The organism is Pantoea sp. RIT-PI-b (genome assembly GCF_001187905.1).
Lineage (GTDB): Bacteria > Pseudomonadota > Gammaproteobacteria > Enterobacterales > Enterobacteriaceae > Pantoea > Pantoea nemavictus.
Genome location: NZ_LGIS01000020.1, coordinates 146,644 through 160,863, shown reverse-complemented (window position 1 = coordinate 160,863; position 14,220 = coordinate 146,644). Strand labels below are relative to the sequence as shown.

The 14,220-nt window shown below is 52.5% G+C and carries 26 protein-coding genes; 20 read left to right on the top strand and 6 right to left on the bottom strand.

Annotation, left to right across the window (positions count from 1 at the left end):
* Positions 1-58: 58 nt before the first annotated feature.
* A complete protein-coding gene (locus AC790_RS13335) occupies positions 59-277 on the top strand; it encodes a hypothetical protein (protein ID WP_049852097.1) in 219 nt (72 codons plus the stop codon).
* Positions 278-290: 13 nt separating this feature from the next.
* On the opposite strand, the gene AC790_RS24255 is transcribed toward AC790_RS13335, so the two are convergent.
* Both AC790_RS24255 and AC790_RS25130 read right to left on the bottom strand, forming a co-directional pair.
* Positions 291-416 (bottom strand): DUF2256 domain-containing protein, encoded by a 126-nt coding sequence (locus AC790_RS24255; RefSeq protein WP_072930066.1) that lies wholly within the window; start codon positions 414-416, stop codon positions 291-293.
* Positions 417-539: 123 nt separating this feature from the next.
* On the bottom strand, positions 540-806 hold the full coding sequence (locus AC790_RS25130; protein WP_072093425.1) for a hypothetical protein: 267 nt from the start codon (positions 804-806) through the stop codon (positions 540-542).
* Positions 807-925: 119 nt separating this feature from the next.
* Between AC790_RS25130 and AC790_RS13330 the strand changes: the two genes are divergently transcribed.
* The 17 genes from AC790_RS13330 (at position 926) to AC790_RS13260 (ending at position 9,136) form a co-directional block, all read left to right on the top strand.
* Positions 926-1,930, top strand: a complete 1,005-nt coding sequence (locus AC790_RS13330; RefSeq protein ID WP_049852096.1) for a hypothetical protein — start codon at positions 926-928, stop codon at positions 1,928-1,930.
* Positions 1,931-1,962: 32 nt separating this feature from the next.
* Complete coding sequence (locus AC790_RS24725) at positions 1,963-2,097, top strand: protease FtsH-inhibitory lysogeny factor CIII (protein WP_152929127.1); 135 nt, start codon at positions 1,963-1,965, stop codon at positions 2,095-2,097.
* The gene (locus tag AC790_RS25250; RefSeq protein ID WP_255351274.1) at positions 2,094-2,228 is read left to right on the top strand and encodes a hypothetical protein; all 135 of its coding nucleotides are present in this window, start codon (positions 2,094-2,096) and stop codon (positions 2,226-2,228) included. The genes AC790_RS24725 and AC790_RS25250 overlap by 4 nt, the downstream gene beginning before the upstream one ends.
* Positions 2,225-2,530, top strand: a complete 306-nt coding sequence (locus tag AC790_RS13325) for a hypothetical protein (protein ID WP_049852095.1) — start codon at positions 2,225-2,227, stop codon at positions 2,528-2,530. Before AC790_RS25250 ends, AC790_RS13325 begins: the two co-directional genes overlap by 4 nt.
* Positions 2,530-3,348 carry a PD-(D/E)XK nuclease-like domain-containing protein gene (locus AC790_RS13320; protein WP_049852094.1) on the top strand — a complete coding sequence of 273 codons (819 nt, stop codon included), beginning with the start codon at positions 2,530-2,532 and terminating at the stop codon, positions 3,346-3,348. The genes AC790_RS13325 and AC790_RS13320 overlap by 1 nt, the downstream gene beginning before the upstream one ends.
* On the top strand, positions 3,345-4,244 hold the full coding sequence (locus tag AC790_RS13315; protein WP_049852093.1) for a RecT family recombinase: 900 nt from the start codon (positions 3,345-3,347) through the stop codon (positions 4,242-4,244). The genes AC790_RS13320 and AC790_RS13315 overlap by 4 nt, the downstream gene beginning before the upstream one ends.
* A gap of 2 nt (positions 4,245-4,246) precedes the next feature.
* A complete protein-coding gene (locus tag AC790_RS13310) occupies positions 4,247-4,642 on the top strand; it encodes a hypothetical protein (RefSeq protein WP_049852092.1) in 396 nt (131 codons plus the stop codon).
* A 12-nt stretch (positions 4,643-4,654) separates the two neighbouring features.
* Positions 4,655-4,867, top strand: a complete 213-nt coding sequence (locus tag AC790_RS13305) for a hypothetical protein (RefSeq protein WP_049852091.1) — start codon at positions 4,655-4,657, stop codon at positions 4,865-4,867.
* Complete coding sequence (locus AC790_RS13300; protein ID WP_049852090.1) at positions 4,867-5,196, top strand: hypothetical protein; 330 nt, start codon at positions 4,867-4,869, stop codon at positions 5,194-5,196. The genes AC790_RS13305 and AC790_RS13300 overlap by 1 nt, the downstream gene beginning before the upstream one ends.
* The gene (locus AC790_RS24930) at positions 5,189-5,596 is read left to right on the top strand and encodes a hypothetical protein (protein WP_049852089.1); all 408 of its coding nucleotides are present in this window, start codon (positions 5,189-5,191) and stop codon (positions 5,594-5,596) included. The genes AC790_RS13300 and AC790_RS24930 overlap by 8 nt, the downstream gene beginning before the upstream one ends.
* Entirely contained in the window at positions 5,593-6,234 is a 642-nt protein-coding gene (locus AC790_RS13290) for a DUF551 domain-containing protein (protein WP_049852088.1), read from the top strand. The genes AC790_RS24930 and AC790_RS13290 overlap by 4 nt, the downstream gene beginning before the upstream one ends.
* Positions 6,235-6,327: 93 nt before the next feature.
* The gene (locus AC790_RS13285) at positions 6,328-6,540 is read left to right on the top strand and encodes a hypothetical protein (protein ID WP_049852087.1); all 213 of its coding nucleotides are present in this window, start codon (positions 6,328-6,330) and stop codon (positions 6,538-6,540) included.
* Positions 6,540-6,782 carry a DNA polymerase III subunit theta gene (locus AC790_RS13280; RefSeq protein ID WP_049852086.1) on the top strand — a complete coding sequence of 81 codons (243 nt, stop codon included), beginning with the start codon at positions 6,540-6,542 and terminating at the stop codon, positions 6,780-6,782. Before AC790_RS13285 ends, AC790_RS13280 begins: the two co-directional genes overlap by 1 nt.
* On the top strand, positions 6,779-7,003 hold the full coding sequence (locus AC790_RS13275) for a hypothetical protein (RefSeq protein ID WP_049852085.1): 225 nt from the start codon (positions 6,779-6,781) through the stop codon (positions 7,001-7,003). Before AC790_RS13280 ends, AC790_RS13275 begins: the two co-directional genes overlap by 4 nt.
* A 71-nt stretch (positions 7,004-7,074) precedes the next feature.
* A complete protein-coding gene (locus AC790_RS13270; protein ID WP_049852084.1) occupies positions 7,075-7,314 on the top strand; it encodes a hypothetical protein in 240 nt (79 codons plus the stop codon).
* 495 nt (positions 7,315-7,809) lie between these two features.
* Complete coding sequence (locus tag AC790_RS24245) at positions 7,810-8,082, top strand: excisionase (protein ID WP_072093424.1); 273 nt, start codon at positions 7,810-7,812, stop codon at positions 8,080-8,082.
* Positions 8,051-9,136, top strand: a complete 1,086-nt coding sequence (locus AC790_RS13260; protein ID WP_049852082.1) for a tyrosine-type recombinase/integrase — start codon at positions 8,051-8,053, stop codon at positions 9,134-9,136. The genes AC790_RS24245 and AC790_RS13260 overlap by 32 nt, the downstream gene beginning before the upstream one ends.
* A 321-nt stretch (positions 9,137-9,457) precedes the next feature.
* Here the strand turns inward: AC790_RS13260 and AC790_RS13255 are convergent, their stop codons facing one another.
* Genes AC790_RS13255 through copC form a run of 3 tightly spaced genes read right to left on the bottom strand, consistent with a single transcriptional unit; the run spans position 9,458 to position 11,101 of the window.
* Positions 9,458-9,805, bottom strand: coding sequence for a YebY family protein (locus AC790_RS13255; RefSeq protein ID WP_036620970.1), 348 nt, complete (start codon positions 9,803-9,805; stop codon positions 9,458-9,460).
* A 33-nt stretch (positions 9,806-9,838) separates the two neighbouring features.
* On the bottom strand, positions 9,839-10,720 hold the full coding sequence (gene copD / locus AC790_RS13250; RefSeq protein ID WP_049852081.1) for a copper homeostasis membrane protein CopD: 882 nt from the start codon (positions 10,718-10,720) through the stop codon (positions 9,839-9,841).
* Between the two features lie 3 nt (positions 10,721-10,723).
* Complete coding sequence (copC, locus tag AC790_RS13245; RefSeq protein WP_049852080.1) at positions 10,724-11,101, bottom strand: copper homeostasis periplasmic binding protein CopC; 378 nt, start codon at positions 11,099-11,101, stop codon at positions 10,724-10,726.
* A 153-nt stretch (positions 11,102-11,254) separates the two neighbouring features.
* Between copC and AC790_RS13240 the strand changes: the two genes are divergently transcribed.
* Positions 11,255-11,485 (top strand): DNA polymerase III subunit theta, encoded by a 231-nt coding sequence (locus AC790_RS13240; protein WP_049852079.1) that lies wholly within the window; start codon positions 11,255-11,257, stop codon positions 11,483-11,485.
* 3 nt (positions 11,486-11,488) lie between these two features.
* Positions 11,489-12,157, top strand: coding sequence for an exodeoxyribonuclease X (gene exoX, locus AC790_RS13235; protein ID WP_007889578.1), 669 nt, complete (start codon positions 11,489-11,491; stop codon positions 12,155-12,157).
* Here exoX and AC790_RS13230 read toward each other — a convergent pair.
* Complete coding sequence (locus AC790_RS13230; protein WP_049852078.1) at positions 12,151-14,214, bottom strand: prolyl oligopeptidase family serine peptidase; 2,064 nt, start codon at positions 14,212-14,214, stop codon at positions 12,151-12,153. The two genes, exoX and AC790_RS13230, sit on opposite strands and share 7 nt — an antisense overlap.
* Between the last annotated feature and the right edge of the window lie 6 nt (positions 14,215-14,220).

Genomic DNA, 14,220 nt, shown 5'->3' with positions numbered 1-14,220 from the left:
ATCTGCTGGGTAGTGACTGCTTTGCTGATGGGGTTGGCGATGATAGCGAGGATTTGAGATGAGCAAGGAAACAGGTGGACCTGCTTTTCCAGAGCTAGGAAATGTCGGACATAACTCGGATTGGCAGTCGGAAAGTGGCATGACGCTGCGTGATTACTTAGCAGCAAAAGCTATGCAAGGAGAGCTGGCTAGCGGTAGTGCATCCAATCATCTGGATAGCATCGCATCACGTTCATATGCGATTGCCGACGCAATGCTTCGCGCCCGGGGACAGTAACCACTGAAAACGCTCACTGCCTCCGGCACCGCTCCGAGCACTTACGCACTTCATCCCAGCACTTCTCCCACTTTTTACGCCATGTGAAAGGCCGTCCACACACGGTGCAGATTTTGGTTGGGAGTTCACTTTTCTTCATAACTTTCCTCATTCGCATAGTGTCACAGAGTCAATACGCTAGACGAATTCATTAGGCCGTCAGACCTTGCCGAGCAAGCCAGATATTTTGCACGTGGTTATGAATAGACCGCATTAAGTGGGACTATTTTTGAGAAACATCTTCATGAGGTTTGGCCTCAACAAGAATCAGCGGACATTTTCTCACCTTACATGCCTGTGAATACGCTAGCTCACATACATCACAAATGCTCCTGACCTCTGTCTGATATTCGTACTCCATGTAATAACGGAAATTTCCACCGCACGTTTTATTTCTCCAGAAACGTAACGGTTCGAGCACTTCATCAAGTTGCCTGAAAGTCAGGCCTGTTGGGTTATGAAAACCCACTCTTACACGATATGTAGTCATGATTTGATAATCCCTAACCCTCTGATTCTTTACAAGCCAGTTATAAATCTTGCTGTGATAGGGATTTCCTAAATAAACCCGCCTATGTGCGGGTATTTTTTTGCCCGCAGGAGAAGGAAATGAGTGAAACAACGGAATTAGCAGTACTTGAGGTAAAGCCAGAACAAGCGCCAACGCTTTATGTGCCGAACGGACTCGATGCGTTTCTTGAAGAGATTCGCAAGCAGGTCAATGAGGTTCCAGACCTCACTACGGCAAAAGGTCGCGCTCGCGTTGCGTCATTGGCGGCGCAGGTATCACGCAGCAAGACAGCAATCGAGAGGCCGGGGCGTGACTACCTCAAGCGCCTTAAGGAAGCCGTGAAGCCCGCTGAAGCAGAGATTAAGCGCTTTGTTGATGCCTGCGACGCGCTGCGTGATGAAACGCGAAAGCCACTGACAGAATGGGAGGCCGAGCAAGAGCGCATCGCTGCTGAGAAGGCTGCGGAGGAAGGGCGCCAGCGAATTGAAACCGAGCAAAAAGCGGCAGAGGAAGCGCTGAAGAAGCAGCTTGAAGCCGACCACGAAATCGCCCTACTTCTTAATGAAAAATTCGACCGTGACGCAGCTGAAGCCAAAGCCGAAGCAGAGCGCCAGCGCATTGCTCACGAAGAAGAGATTAAGCGTCAGGCTGTCGAGCAGGCACGCATTGAGGCTGAGCAGAAAGCCCAGCTGGAACGCGAAGCAGCTGCACGTCGTGAGGCTGATTTGAAGGCAGCGAAGGAAAAGGCCGAGGCCGACGCAAAAGCCGCACAGGAACGTGCAGAGCGTGAAGCCAAAGAAGCGCAGGAGCGCACCGCAAGACTGGCACAGGAAGCGCGTGAGCAGGCTGAGCGCGATAAGCAGGCAGCCATCGCAGAAGAGCAGCGCAAAGCCAAAGCAGTGGAAGATACCCGCCTGGCTGAAGAGAAACGCATCGCCGACGAAGCAGCAGCGCGTGCCGCCAATGAAGCGCACAGAAAGACGATCGGAACTGCGGTCGTTAACGCCCTGATGGGTCACGGCGGACTGACTCGCGTGCAGGCCATCGACGTTCTGACTCAAATCAAAGACGGCAACATCCCGCATATCAGCATCACATACTAACCCCCGTTTAACCAACACCAAGGAAACCCACGATGACCTTCTCTATCGCGGGCGGACCCATCGTGGATTTCGCCCATCAAGAATCGCTTTTAGACGCTATCACTCGCCGCCTACGTTCTGGCTGGCGCTCACTTATGGACACTTTAAATCAGCCGGGGCAGCCATGAGCCAGCAGCAGACTAAGCAGTATCAGAAGCAGCAGGAAGAGCTTGAGCGCCAGCGCATGTTAGAGCGCACTCAAGATTATCCATTCATCAACCAGATGCTGAGAATGCTCGGCATGCCGGAGCGAAAATGAGCCGATTCACTCTGAACGCACACGACAAGGTTCGGGTGTTGAGTATTGCAGCCTCACTTCCCGATCACGATAAGCAGGAAGTTGTGAAAGAGGTTGATGGATACCTCGATACGCATCACGTCAACCCGCTGATGATGGCTGCACAAAATTTCCTTCAGCAGTATTACGGCGGCGCGGCGGCTCAGATGTTGGATTCTGATGATGATGCTCACATTGAGCTTGATAAGGTGCTGCGTGAGTTGATGGTCACGGCAGGTGAGCGCATGCGCGGCGTCAATGTGATTTACAACGAGGTGGCGTGATGGAGCCTGGAATTTACTTTGACATTAGCAACGAGACATACCATCACGGTGCCGGTATCAGCAAATCACAACTGGACGATATCGCAATAAACCCCGCAATCTTCCAGTGGCGTAAAGAAGCGCCGGAAGACGAAGAGAAGAAATCTGCGCTAGACATGGGCACAGCGCTTCATTGCCTGCTGCTCGAACCTGAAGAGTTCGATAAACGATTCATCGTGGCGCCTGAGTTCAACCGCCGCACCAATGAGGGCAAAGCGAACGAAAAAGCGTTCCTTGCGGATTGCAGCGGCATGGGAATGACAGTCATGGATGCCGAGCAGGGACGAAAGCTGAAGCTAATGCGTACCAGCGCCCTCGCCCACCCTGCCGCGCGCTGGCTGCTTGAAGCCGAAGGCCACCAGGAAGCCTCGATATACTGGAACGATGAGCAAACCGGCGAGCTATGTCGTATCCGCCCGGACAAATTCCTGACCGGGCAGCCAGTCATCGTCGATGTGAAAAAGGTGGCAGACATGAGCCGCTTTGCGCGCCACGTCGAAGAGTTCCGCTATCACGTTCAGGACGCCTATTACCGCGAAGGCTACAGCAAGCACTTTGGCGAATACCCGCTTTTCGTTTTCATCGCTGTCAGCGAGTCGATTGACTGCGGCCGGTACCCAGTGCGCGTATTCCAGCTCGGTGAGGATGACGTAACTGTAGGTTATGACCTGTTCCGCCGTGACCTGACCGCCTACCACGAATGCATGCAGTCCGGTAACTGGGGCGGCATTGAAGAGTTAACGCGCCCGGAATGGGCAAAGAGAAAGGATAACGTATGAGCAACGATTTGATGCAGGCACCGGTCAACGAGGCCGACACCAAGGCAGCGATTTTCAGCCCCACTGGTTTGCAAAAATTACAGGCGTTTGCCGAAGTAATGGCGCTGGGTGTATCGACCGTTCCAAAGCACTTGGCTGGCAACAAGGCTGATTGTCTTGCGGTTGCTCTTCAGGCTGCTCAGTGGGGAATGAATCCCTACGCCGTGGCACAGAAAACGCATCTGGTTAACGGCACGCTCGGTTATGAGGCTCAGTTGGTCAACGCCGTGGTAACCAGCTCAACGGCTGTTCAGGGTCGATTCAAGTATGAATACGGCGGCAACTGGGACACATTCAGGCCGGGAGATAAAAACGCGGCAAATGAAAAGGGACTGTTTGTTAGGGTTGGAGCTGTGTTGCGCGATGAGGCGGAAATCACCTGGGGTGAGCCGCTTTACATGGAATTCGTGAGCACCCGCAACTCGCCGTTATGGAAGACGGCGCCAAAACAGCAGCTGGCATACCTGGCTGTAAAGTACTGGGCGCGTCTCTACTGCCCTGACGTTATTCTCGGTGTCTACACGCCAGACGAGTTTGAGCCATCACAGCGCGCAGAACGCGACGTTACTCCCGCACGTAGTCGTGCAGACCTGAATAACCTGATTAACAGCAAACCAGAAACACAGCAGCCCGAGCGCGAAATTAACCCGGCGACGAACACCAATAACCCAGCGCGCACGCCGGATGAGCTGCTTGCCGATTTCACCGAAGCGGCATCAAATGCTGAATCAGTTACAGGTCTGGACAAGTGCTACAAGTACGCAGCAAAAGTGCTGGCAGAGAATGTTGACCTGCTCGAAAAGGCAACCGACGTTTACCTGCTGCGCAAGGCAGAACTGGATGAAGCCGGAGTGTAATCATGTTCAAACAACCCCACTACCGCCGCAACCAACATCCCAACAACGGCTTTAAGGAAAAGGTCGTGTGGCAACTCAGCAAACATCCAATGACAGGGCGCGAATTAAGCGCCCTTTTTCATATGTCGCTCGGTGAGTTCAACAGCCTGATGCGTGGATGCCTGCGCGGGAAGACGGCGGTGATTACAGCTTCCGACCCGGTGCCGGTGGATGCCTGCACTGACTACACGTACACGCTCATCAGCACCAAGCGCACAACACATATAAACCCGAAGGCGATCGTCGTTTCATGGCGAGCTTTTGGCATGGCAACTAACGACAGCCAGCGCATAAACACAGAGGCGGCACAGCGCCGCGCCAGATTAATCGACGCTGGCCTGTACCCGGTTGGCGAATGAGGGGAAAGTGATATGAGTGATGAAATTGAAACAACGCAGGAGCGATTGGACTTCGAGCGATGGTATTTGGACCACTGGAAGGCCGTTGGCGGATGGGCTGCAAGTCACACACCTGAAGATGTGGCAGCTATGCGCGGACCGGATGGCGATTACATCGGTGGCTATATTACCGGCTGCTGGATGGGCTGGAAGGCGCGCGCCTGCAGCACCAAAGGAGGTGAGTGATGACTAGCAAAGCTATGCAGGACGTGGCGGCAGAGCGCCAAAGACAAAGGGAAATTGAAGGTTACAGTGAGCAGCATGACGATAGTTATTTGGCTGGCATTCTTTCCCTTGCAGGTGCAGCTTACGCTGTCGCTGGTTCGGCGATGAATGGTGTTGGTACATATAGCTTGAGAGCAAAGAACCTGTGGCCGTGGCATGACAAAAGCTCGTTCAAACCATCGCATAGTAACCATGCTTTGGATCGTCGGCGCGACTTGGTTAAAGCTGCTGCGCTGCTTATCGCGGAGATTGAGCGCATTGACCGCACCACAGGAGCCACCCATGACTAACAACCAGCAACTTGCAGCACATTGCCGCGACGTTATCGCCAATCCGCAAGACCATCTGGATTGGGTGGTGGATATGGCGAAGGTGGCGCTGGCGAGCGTTGAGGCTGAGCCGGTGGCGTGGACGGATGAAGAGGAGCTTCGGGATGCAAATAAATGCGGAGTTGGGTACCTGTTTAAAAACGTTGGTGATGACGATAGATTCGCAGACCCGCGGCGCCAGTTAATGCTTTACACCTCGCCGCCAGTGGCGGTGATGCAGCCGGTTGTGTTGCCGCAAAGGCTATCACCCTGCCGCAGTGGATACGGTTACTCACTGCTGGCAGATGATAATGGAGATGCATACGATTGCGTGCAAGTGATTGACGCCATCCGCGCAGCAGGTGGGAGTGTGAAAGAATGAAGACTGAACAGGATCGCGAGCAGTTTGAAGAATGGTTTGCTGACCACTCAGGTCAAACCATCGAGTGGGTAAAAAGCCAGAGAGAAACGGAATATCACTATAAAATCGGGCCCGAAATCCAGAGATTCTGGATGGCATGGCAAGCAAGTCGCGCCGCCCAACCTGCAAGCCCTGCTTTGAAGTTGCCCTGGCATGAAAAACAATGCAGCGAATGTGGCAGTAAATCTCTGTCATGGGGATTCGCCATAATCAACAAATCTACCGTTCAGAATGGGCTGCTGCGCATATGCGACGTTGATGGACTGTTTTATCTAGGCTGCGAAGAGTGCTCCGAAACAGTGACTCAGGTAAGTCCTGATGAGGTTGTCGAGCTGCTCAGTGCGCTACAACAATCCATCAACGCCCCACACACAGCACAGATAGAGCCTATATGTGCCACAGGTGGTGCAGAGTGGGTGAAGGTGAGCGAGCGGATGCCTCGACATCGTCAGTCAGTTCTCGGTTGGCAGGAAAAGCCCGGCACTGTGATTGAATGTTATCCAGAAGGCATCAAGTGGTATTACGACTATTCAGATGGGCCATGTGGGAATGTCACCCACTGGATGCCACTACCAGCAGCGCCAAATGGTAAAACCTAAAGACAAGGAAGCTCCTGAGGATTTCTTGCAACCTAGACCTTTCAATCAGAATGATGCAGATTGGTTCTTTCAATTATATGAGAGGTTCTGATTATGAAATTAACCGTCACTTTTGTGGATGAAAATTTAAATCCAATCTCAAAACAAGAGCATGAGTTTAAAACTGCTCCAAAGCCAAATGATGTACTTACATTGCTAATTGATAGCCAGACCACAAACTATAAGGTCATAACTGTCGGGGGTATGCCTGATAACGGCAGTTACACACCTACTTTGGCCACCTTCCAAAGAGTGTCTTCTCAGTAATGTCATACAACTTAGCAGCACGCAGCAGAGAAGAGCGCGACAAGATAAACGTGGATTTAGCTGCCTCTGGTGTGGCGTTTAAAGAGCGCATGAACCTGCCGGTTATCGCCATGGAAGTTGAGTTGCAGCAGCCGGAAGCGTTGCGCGAATACTTCAAAGAGCGCCTGCAGCATTATAGGAACGTCGCGCTGCAGTTCCCGCGCGGCAGTGATCCGGTTTATCAGAAGGAAACCGATAAATGACGATCGTATTTGTGCCTTCACTTATTTCCTTGCTTCTATCTAAAGCAGAGGAGAAAGGCTCCCCTCTAACTGAAGAGGAGGTATTAGTTATACGAGATAACGCTACTGCAATTTCCGTGGACGCTCATACGGCGTTGAGTATGTCAGAAAGTCGCGGATACCGTGATATTGACCCTGAATATTGCTGGGCTGAATGGTTGGCATTTAGGAGCGATCACTAAAGTTTTATCGACAGGAGTCGATGGAATTTCTAAGTAAAAAAAGATACCGGTTCATCAAAAGGAGAAGGTAGATGAGTTTTGACTTGCTAGTTTTTGAGAGTGGTTTAGAGCCAGAAGTTATTCAATTTGATACTGAAAATGCGCCGAGGGTATATACCATAGATGGAGAATTACACAAAGTTACACTCCGCTCAGCATATTGGTTATCCATAACACCACAGCCTCAATATTTGGTGGTTTTCAATTACGATGTGCCGAAACATGTCTTTAAAGATGCGGTAGAGGGGCTTTCTCCTCGATATTATCAATAAAGCTTTAATCATGTAAAAGCCGCCCACTGAGGCGGTTTTTTATTGCCTATAGGAAACCGAAATGACACATCCAGATCCGATAGATGAAGCAGCAGAACTTGAGCAGAGAATGATTGAGGTGGCGCTGGCTAACCGGCCTCGCATCACAGCCACTTTCACCGGGCAATGCCACTGGTGCGAAGAGCCAATCGACAAGGGCCATTACTGCGACGCTGAATGCAGGTGTGACCTTGAAAAGTATATGCGCGCGCAGAGCCACCGCTCCGTTGCATGACCACCACCTGCGAAGACATCACCCCGGCTGAGTTCATCATCGATTTCAGCCTTCTCGCTGCAGTAATCATCGCTTTTATCCTCGGCAAACCACCTAAGGAGTGAGCGTGGCTATATGGTCACATTTGCTCTGGTTGGGTGGGGTTGTTGTTATATAACCACATCATTAAATCTTGCGTTAATTTGCGCTCAAAACCTGGTAAAACGTTCCGGAGGTAAAACATGGCAAAGCTACTCAACTTGCAGGAGTGGGCGAGCGCGACATATTCACAGCCGCCTTCCCTGTCGACCCTTCGCCGCTGGGTGCGCGAGGGGAGAATTTATCCTTGCCCTCAGTTGCACGGAAAGGAATACAAGCTGGAGCCCGACTCCATTTATGTTGATCCGCGCAAAAGCAAGTTGGTGCGCAAAACAGAATCGATTAGACCTCCAAGAGAGGGCTCATTGCTGGAGAAATTGAAACATGTCGAAAAGGCCGGAACGTTACGACGCTAATCTGCCAAGGAATCTGACATTCAGGAAATCCAAGCAAATCTACTCCTGGCGAAACCCGGTCACGGGACAGGAACTATCACTTGGTCGCATCTCACGCAGGGAAGCAGTTGCTCAGGCGATCGAAGCTAATAACTACATCGACCAGAATTATATACCCTCTGCACTTCTAGATCGGCTAAAGGCCGTTCCTGAATTCACATTCAGCAGATGGCTCGATCGCTACAACATCATTCTGGCAAGAAGAGAGCTCAAACCAAACACAATGAAAGTGCGAGCAAATCAGCTATCGACACTTCGTGATGAGTTCGGAAGGCAGGTCATGGAATCGATGACAACCAGGGACATTGCTCTATTTCTTGAATCGTATGTTGAATGTGGCAAGAGAAGCATGGCTGTAGCCTTCCGATCGCTTTTGCTGGACGTATTCAGGGAGGCGGTAGTCGAGGGTGTTATTGAGCGTAACATAGTTGAGCCAACCAAGACCCCGCCACCCGAGGTAAAAAGAGAAAGATTATCCATTGAGCAATTTCTTGCAATTCGCTCGGCCGCGATAGCTATGGGTGGGTGGCTAGAGTGCGCAATGAACCTGGCGCTTTTAACTGGTCAGCGACGTGAAGATATCACTCGCATGAAGTTCAGCGACATTAGTGAAGGAAGGCTATTCATAACTCAGGGCAAAACCGGTCACAAACTGGCGCTGCCATTATCGCTGAAAATAAATGAATTAGCCCTTTCTCTCGAAAGCGTGATTGAAGCGTGCAAGAAGGACAATCCATCGGATAGCCTTATTTACTCATCGGTTCGTAGAGGTGGGCGTAAAGCTGGGCCTGTCGCTCCCGATGCTTTAACCGGATCTTTCGCAGAAGCGCGTGAAGCATCTGGTTTGGTTTTCGGCACAAACCCTCCGACCTTCCATGAAATAAGAAGCCTTGCGAGCCGATTATATGAGGTGGAGAATGGAGAGGATTTTGCGCAAAGATTGCTCGGTCATAAAAACATCGCAATGACCAAAAAGTATTTGGATTCCCGCGGTCAGGAATATGTAATGGTATAGGCCGGATATGATGATTTCGGGAAAATTTCGGGAAATTTCGGGACGCCCCTTAATTTTACGTTATAAATCAACGACATAAAAAAAGACCGAATACGATTCCTATATTCGGTCCAGGGAAATGGCTCTTTAGGAGCCGTGCGCTAAAAGTTGGCATTTTTGCAGGCGAGGACGCCTTGCCATTTAATGGTAGACCAGGATTGGTGGTTTTCCAGCCAACTGCGCTGTTCGGTAAGCAAAGGTGTCAACTCTGTGATCGCGTTGACATAACCTGAGAACAAGCGTAGCGGCAGAAATGTGCGCCACGCCTGATTTATACCGAGATTACTTGCCGCACAGTTGCTGTGCGCGATCGACGATCGGTTGCAGACTCATTTTCTGACCTGGATGCGCTTTGTCTTCGGCCACGATGGTGTCGATGGATTGCAGCGTGCCCTGCCCGGCAGTCTTACGCGCGTAAGCTTTATCGTTGAGCGGATACTGCAATAACGTGCCGGGATTGATAGCAAACAGCGCTCCGTCTTTTTCGCAGGTCAGCATCACCTCTTCACGGGTGAAGGGCCATTTGTCCTTGCCAATCTCAAAACGGCTGACGGTAATAATCTGTGCGGCCATCGCCTGGCTGCACAGCGCCATCAATACGCAAGCTGGAATCAGTTTCTTCAGCAAAATATCGACCTCATTTCATCTTCTTTAATGACACATTCAGGCCGGTGAGAGTGTGGCAAACACGCTCACTAACCCAATAACAATAATGGCCAGCAGCAGCTCTAGCTGCGTCAGGCGAATAAACAGATGCGATGCATGACTGGCCGCCCGGCGGAAACGCGGAACCAGCAGATAGCGGTTGGTCAGCGCGATAGCGATCATCAACAATACCAGCAGCACTTTCACCACCAGCAGCTCGCTCCACGGTGTAACTTGCCAATCGCGCGGTGAACCGGCTATTAGCAGACTGTTAACGACTCCAGTGAACAACGCCAGCGCGACGGCTAAATGTCCGTAGCGGGAAAATCGCATCATGCAGCGAATAGCATCGGCACGGAATTCGATCTGTCGTGCTTCACGCATCAGTAACAGCAGCGGCAGTAAACCGCCCGCCCAGAACGCGGCGGCAAGCAGATGTAGCGCATGGTTTGCTTGCTGCAGCATGCCGGCCCAGCCATCACGCATTGCTGCATGTCCTACGCCTGCCAGAGCGATCAGTTGCAATACACCGCTAACAAGCAGCAATTGCTGACGCAGGCTGCCACGCAGCAATAGTGCCAGCGTGCAAAGCAGTGCGAAGACAATTTCCCAGCGCCAGACCATGCCAAAACGCGTATTCAGCACAGCGCGCCACGTCTCGCTATCGCTAACGTTTCGCCAGTCACCGCTCATCAACCCGGTTTGTGTCGCTAACATCAGCACGGCGCTGAGCAAACTCACTAGCGCGCTGGTACGCAAAATAAAATCTAAACGCTGCGCCAGCACCAGGCGATAGCGACGCGGTGCCAGCAGCGCGGTGTAGCAGGCGCTGCCAGCGAGCAGTAACACCGACAAGAAATGCAGCGCCCGCAGGCCAATCCACAGCGTGCTCAAACTCATTGATCACTTCACGCTAAATGCGTAGCTGCCTTTGGTTTTGTGGCCATCAACAGAGAGCACATGCCAGTTCACTTGATAATTACCCGACGGCAACGGTTGGCTGATCGGTACAATCAGCTGATCGTGCTGTTTGTCGTTAAGCCTTGCCTTCCCCACCGGCATGGGTTGATGTTGTGCGTTGAGCACTTCTACGCCACTAAACGCGGCTTCAACGTCTTCAGTAAAGGTCAGCGTTAAATTCTGCGGGGAATGCTCCACCACGGCTTTATCCGCCGGAACCGGCGTTTTCAGGTGAGCATGAGCCAGCGCAAACTGGCTGAAGGCCAGCGTTGATGACGCCAGCAACAGCGCCACAACTCGGGTAAACGCAGTTTTCTTCATCACTTCTTCCCTTTTAACTGCGGCAGTGCACCGCAAACGTGGCAGCAGGATACGCCGCCGATCCGCAGGTGTCGAGACTTGCGGTGCGATCCAATTTCCTTGATCCCTCGGTCCGAAACCATTACTTTTGCCCCTGATTATCAGGAGGAAAGTATGAGTCAAAACCTTGCCTTGCTGTCGCAGGAAGAGAAAGACAAAGTGAATGTCGATCTGGCCGCCGCGGGCGTGGCTTTTAAAGAGCGCTACAATATGCCCGTGATTGCCGAAATGGTGGAGCGCGAGCAACCAGAGGCGCTGCGTGAATGGTTTCGTCAACGTCTGACGAACTACCGCCAGGCATCGCTCAGCCTGTCACGCCTGCCCTACGAACCTAAGCAGAAGTAATCTATGTTACGTGTTATCGATACCGAAACCTGTGGCCTGCAAGGCGGCGTGGTTGAAGTGGCGTCAGTGGATGTCATTGACGGTCAAATCGTCAATCCCATGAGTGATTTGATCTGCCCGGACCGCCCGATCAGCCGCCAGGCGATGGCGGTGCATCGCATTACTGAAGCGATGGTGGTTGGCAAACCGACTATCGAAGAAGCGATTGGCCGCTATCACGGCAGCCCGCATTATGTGGCGCACAACGCCAGTTTTGATCGCCGTATGCTGCCAACCATGCCGGGCGAATGGATCTGCACCATGACGCTGGCGCGTCAGTTGTGGCCAGGCATCAAATACGGCAATCAGGCATTGCGTCATAGCCTGAAGCTGGACGTCACACCTCCAGCCGAACTGCATGCACACCGCGCGTTGTATGACTGCTACGTCACCGCCGCGCTACTGATCCGCATTATGGAAACGTCGGGCTGGAATGCCGAGCAGATGGCGAATTTGTGCCAACCGGCAGCCGTGAGTGGTGATGTGTTCCCGTTCGGGAAGTATCGCGGTCAAAGCATTGGTAGCATTGCGCGTAAAGATCCCGGCTATCTGCGCTGGGTGCTGGAAAATGTGCGCGATTTGCGCCCACCGTTGCGGCAGGCGCTTCGCAAGTACGTTAAAAGCGATCAGTAATCGGTACGGTCTGGCAAGCTCCCCTGCGCCAGGCCTATCAGGAAAGTAAACTCCTGCGCCACGCCTTCATAGGCTTTGAAACGGCCCGATTTACCGCCGTGGCCGGAATCCATCTCGGTGCACAGTAATAGCAACGAATCGTTAGTTTTTAACTCGCGTAGTTTCGCCACCCACTTGGCCGGTTCCCAATACTGCACCTGAGAATCGTGCAGCCCGGTGGTAACCAGCAAGTGTGGATAGGCTTTTGCTTCGATGTTGTCATACGGGCTGTACTGGCGGATGCTGTGGTAAAACTCTTCCTGCTCGGGATTGCCCCACTCATCGTATTCGCCGGTAGTGAGCGGAATCGATGAATCGAGCATGGTGGTCACGACATCCACAAAAGGTACCTGTGCCACCACACCGTGGAACAGATTCGGTGCCATGTTCACTACACCACCCATAAGTAACCCTCCGGCGCTGCCGCCCATGGCGTACAGCCGCTGTGGATTTCCGTAACCTTTTGCCACCAGCGCTTCGGTGACATCGATAAAGTCGGTGAAGCTGTTGATTTTGTTCTTCAGGCGGCCACCGTCATACCACTGCTGACCGAGTTCACCGCCGCCGCGCACATGAATAATCGCGTAGACGAAACCACGCTCGAGCAAACTGATACGGCTGGTGCCAAAGCTAGCATCCATGCTGCTGCCGTAGGCGCCGTAACCATAAACCAGCAGCGGATTGTTGCCACGCTGGAAGTGCTTGCGGTGATACACCAGCGAAACCGGGACTTCCGTACCATCACGCACCGTGATCCACAGATGCTCGCTTTTAAAATCCTCTGATTTAAAGCCCGGCACCGACGTGCGTTTCAGCACGCGACGTTCGCCCGTTTCCATATTCAACTCAAACAGCGTCGTCGGCGTGGTCATCGATGAATAGCCGTAGCGCAGCGTGTCGCTCTCCGGCGAAGGGTTATACGCCAGCCAGGTCACGTACGCCGGATCGTCAAAGGCGATGCCAAAGCTCTCCCCGCTCTCCCAGTTAATCTGACGCAAGGTATTAACGCCGTGCTGGCGCTCTTCCACCACCAGCCAATGACGGAACAGCTGGAAATCTTCCAGTACTACGTTGTCCCGCGCTGGAATTAACGCTTGCCAGCGCGCTTCGGCCAGCCACGCACTGCGGTACAGGCCGAAGTTTTTGCCATCCCGATTCGAGCGGATATAAAACTGGTGGTTGTAGTGGTCAATGCTGTATTCGTGATCGCGACGCCGCGGACAAAACGTTTGCGGCTGCGCATCGGGATATTCCGCGTCGATCAGCAGGATTTCACTGGTGGTGGTGCTGTACAACGCCACCAGAATAAAGTGCTCTGACGTGGTTTTGTGCACGCTAAGATGGAAAGTATCGTCTTTTTCCTCGTACACCAGCTGATCGTCAGATTGCGGATGCCCCAATTCGTGACGCCATACCTGATAAGCCAGCAGTGTTTTCGGGTGTTTACGCACGTAATAGAGCGTGCGCGAATCGTTGGCCCAGGCCACGCTGGAGGAAGCATTCGTCAGCACTTCCGGATACCAACTGCCGCTTTGCAGATTACGGAAACGAATGCCGTATTGACGGCGCGAAAGGAAATCTTCCGCCAGCGCCATCACCTGGTTATCCGGCGTAATTGCCAACGCCCCCATGGTGTAAAAGTCGCTGTGGGACGCACGTTGGTTGCCATCAAGCAGCAGTTGCCACGGCTCATCAAGCGGTGCCTCAATCGGTTGACGGAAATAGGCGGGATATTCGTTACCCACTTCATAGCGGCTTTGATAGCGATAACCGTTCTTCACATACGGCACCGAGTGATCCTGCGGAGGAATACGATCGACAATCTCTTTTAGCACCCGATCCTGTAGCGAATTTTGCGAGGCCATCATCGCGCGGCCATAATCATTTTCAGCGTGCAGGTGGGCTAGCACTTCAGGATTTTCACGATCGTCATCGCGCAACCAGTGATAATTGTCGGTGCGCGTTTCACCGTGCAGGCTCATCACATGGGGGATTTTTTTCGCGTTGGGCTGATTCATTTAGGC

Excerpts from the sequence above, each read along its gene's own strand:
- AC790_RS13335 (WP_049852097.1), top strand. The coding sequence starts at position 59 with ATGAGCAAGGAAACAGGTGGACCTGCTTTTCCAGAGCTAGGAAATGTC.
- AC790_RS24255 (WP_072930066.1), bottom strand. The coding sequence starts at position 416 with ATGAAGAAAAGTGAACTCCCAACCAAAATCTGCACCGTGTGTGGACGG.
- AC790_RS25130 (WP_072093425.1), bottom strand. The coding sequence starts at position 806 with ATGACTACATATCGTGTAAGAGTGGGTTTTCATAACCCAACAGGCCTG.
- AC790_RS13330 (WP_049852096.1), top strand. The coding sequence starts at position 926 with ATGAGTGAAACAACGGAATTAGCAGTACTTGAGGTAAAGCCAGAACAA.
- AC790_RS24725 (WP_152929127.1), top strand. The coding sequence starts at position 1,963 with ATGACCTTCTCTATCGCGGGCGGACCCATCGTGGATTTCGCCCATCAA.
- AC790_RS25250 (WP_255351274.1), top strand. The coding sequence starts at position 2,094 with ATGAGCCAGCAGCAGACTAAGCAGTATCAGAAGCAGCAGGAAGAGCTT.
- AC790_RS13325 (WP_049852095.1), top strand. The coding sequence starts at position 2,225 with ATGAGCCGATTCACTCTGAACGCACACGACAAGGTTCGGGTGTTGAGT.
- AC790_RS13320 (WP_049852094.1), top strand. The coding sequence starts at position 2,530 with ATGGAGCCTGGAATTTACTTTGACATTAGCAACGAGACATACCATCAC.
- AC790_RS13315 (WP_049852093.1), top strand. The coding sequence starts at position 3,345 with ATGAGCAACGATTTGATGCAGGCACCGGTCAACGAGGCCGACACCAAG.
- AC790_RS13310 (WP_049852092.1), top strand. The coding sequence starts at position 4,247 with ATGTTCAAACAACCCCACTACCGCCGCAACCAACATCCCAACAACGGC.
- AC790_RS13305 (WP_049852091.1), top strand. The coding sequence starts at position 4,655 with ATGAGTGATGAAATTGAAACAACGCAGGAGCGATTGGACTTCGAGCGA.
- AC790_RS13300 (WP_049852090.1), top strand. The coding sequence starts at position 4,867 with ATGACTAGCAAAGCTATGCAGGACGTGGCGGCAGAGCGCCAAAGACAA.
- AC790_RS24930 (WP_049852089.1), top strand. The coding sequence starts at position 5,189 with ATGACTAACAACCAGCAACTTGCAGCACATTGCCGCGACGTTATCGCC.
- AC790_RS13290 (WP_049852088.1), top strand. The coding sequence starts at position 5,593 with ATGAAGACTGAACAGGATCGCGAGCAGTTTGAAGAATGGTTTGCTGAC.
- AC790_RS13285 (WP_049852087.1), top strand. The coding sequence starts at position 6,328 with ATGAAATTAACCGTCACTTTTGTGGATGAAAATTTAAATCCAATCTCA.
- AC790_RS13280 (WP_049852086.1), top strand. The coding sequence starts at position 6,540 with ATGTCATACAACTTAGCAGCACGCAGCAGAGAAGAGCGCGACAAGATA.
- AC790_RS13275 (WP_049852085.1), top strand. The coding sequence starts at position 6,779 with ATGACGATCGTATTTGTGCCTTCACTTATTTCCTTGCTTCTATCTAAA.
- AC790_RS13270 (WP_049852084.1), top strand. The coding sequence starts at position 7,075 with ATGAGTTTTGACTTGCTAGTTTTTGAGAGTGGTTTAGAGCCAGAAGTT.
- AC790_RS24245 (WP_072093424.1), top strand. The coding sequence starts at position 7,810 with ATGGCAAAGCTACTCAACTTGCAGGAGTGGGCGAGCGCGACATATTCA.
- AC790_RS13260 (WP_049852082.1), top strand. The coding sequence starts at position 8,051 with ATGTCGAAAAGGCCGGAACGTTACGACGCTAATCTGCCAAGGAATCTG.
- copD (WP_049852081.1), bottom strand. The coding sequence starts at position 10,720 with ATGAGTTTGAGCACGCTGTGGATTGGCCTGCGGGCGCTGCATTTCTTG.
- copC (WP_049852080.1), bottom strand. The coding sequence starts at position 11,101 with ATGAAGAAAACTGCGTTTACCCGAGTTGTGGCGCTGTTGCTGGCGTCA.
- AC790_RS13240 (WP_049852079.1), top strand. The coding sequence starts at position 11,255 with ATGAGTCAAAACCTTGCCTTGCTGTCGCAGGAAGAGAAAGACAAAGTG.
- exoX (WP_007889578.1), top strand. The coding sequence starts at position 11,489 with ATGTTACGTGTTATCGATACCGAAACCTGTGGCCTGCAAGGCGGCGTG.
- AC790_RS13230 (WP_049852078.1), bottom strand. The coding sequence starts at position 14,214 with ATGAATCAGCCCAACGCGAAAAAAATCCCCCATGTGATGAGCCTGCAC.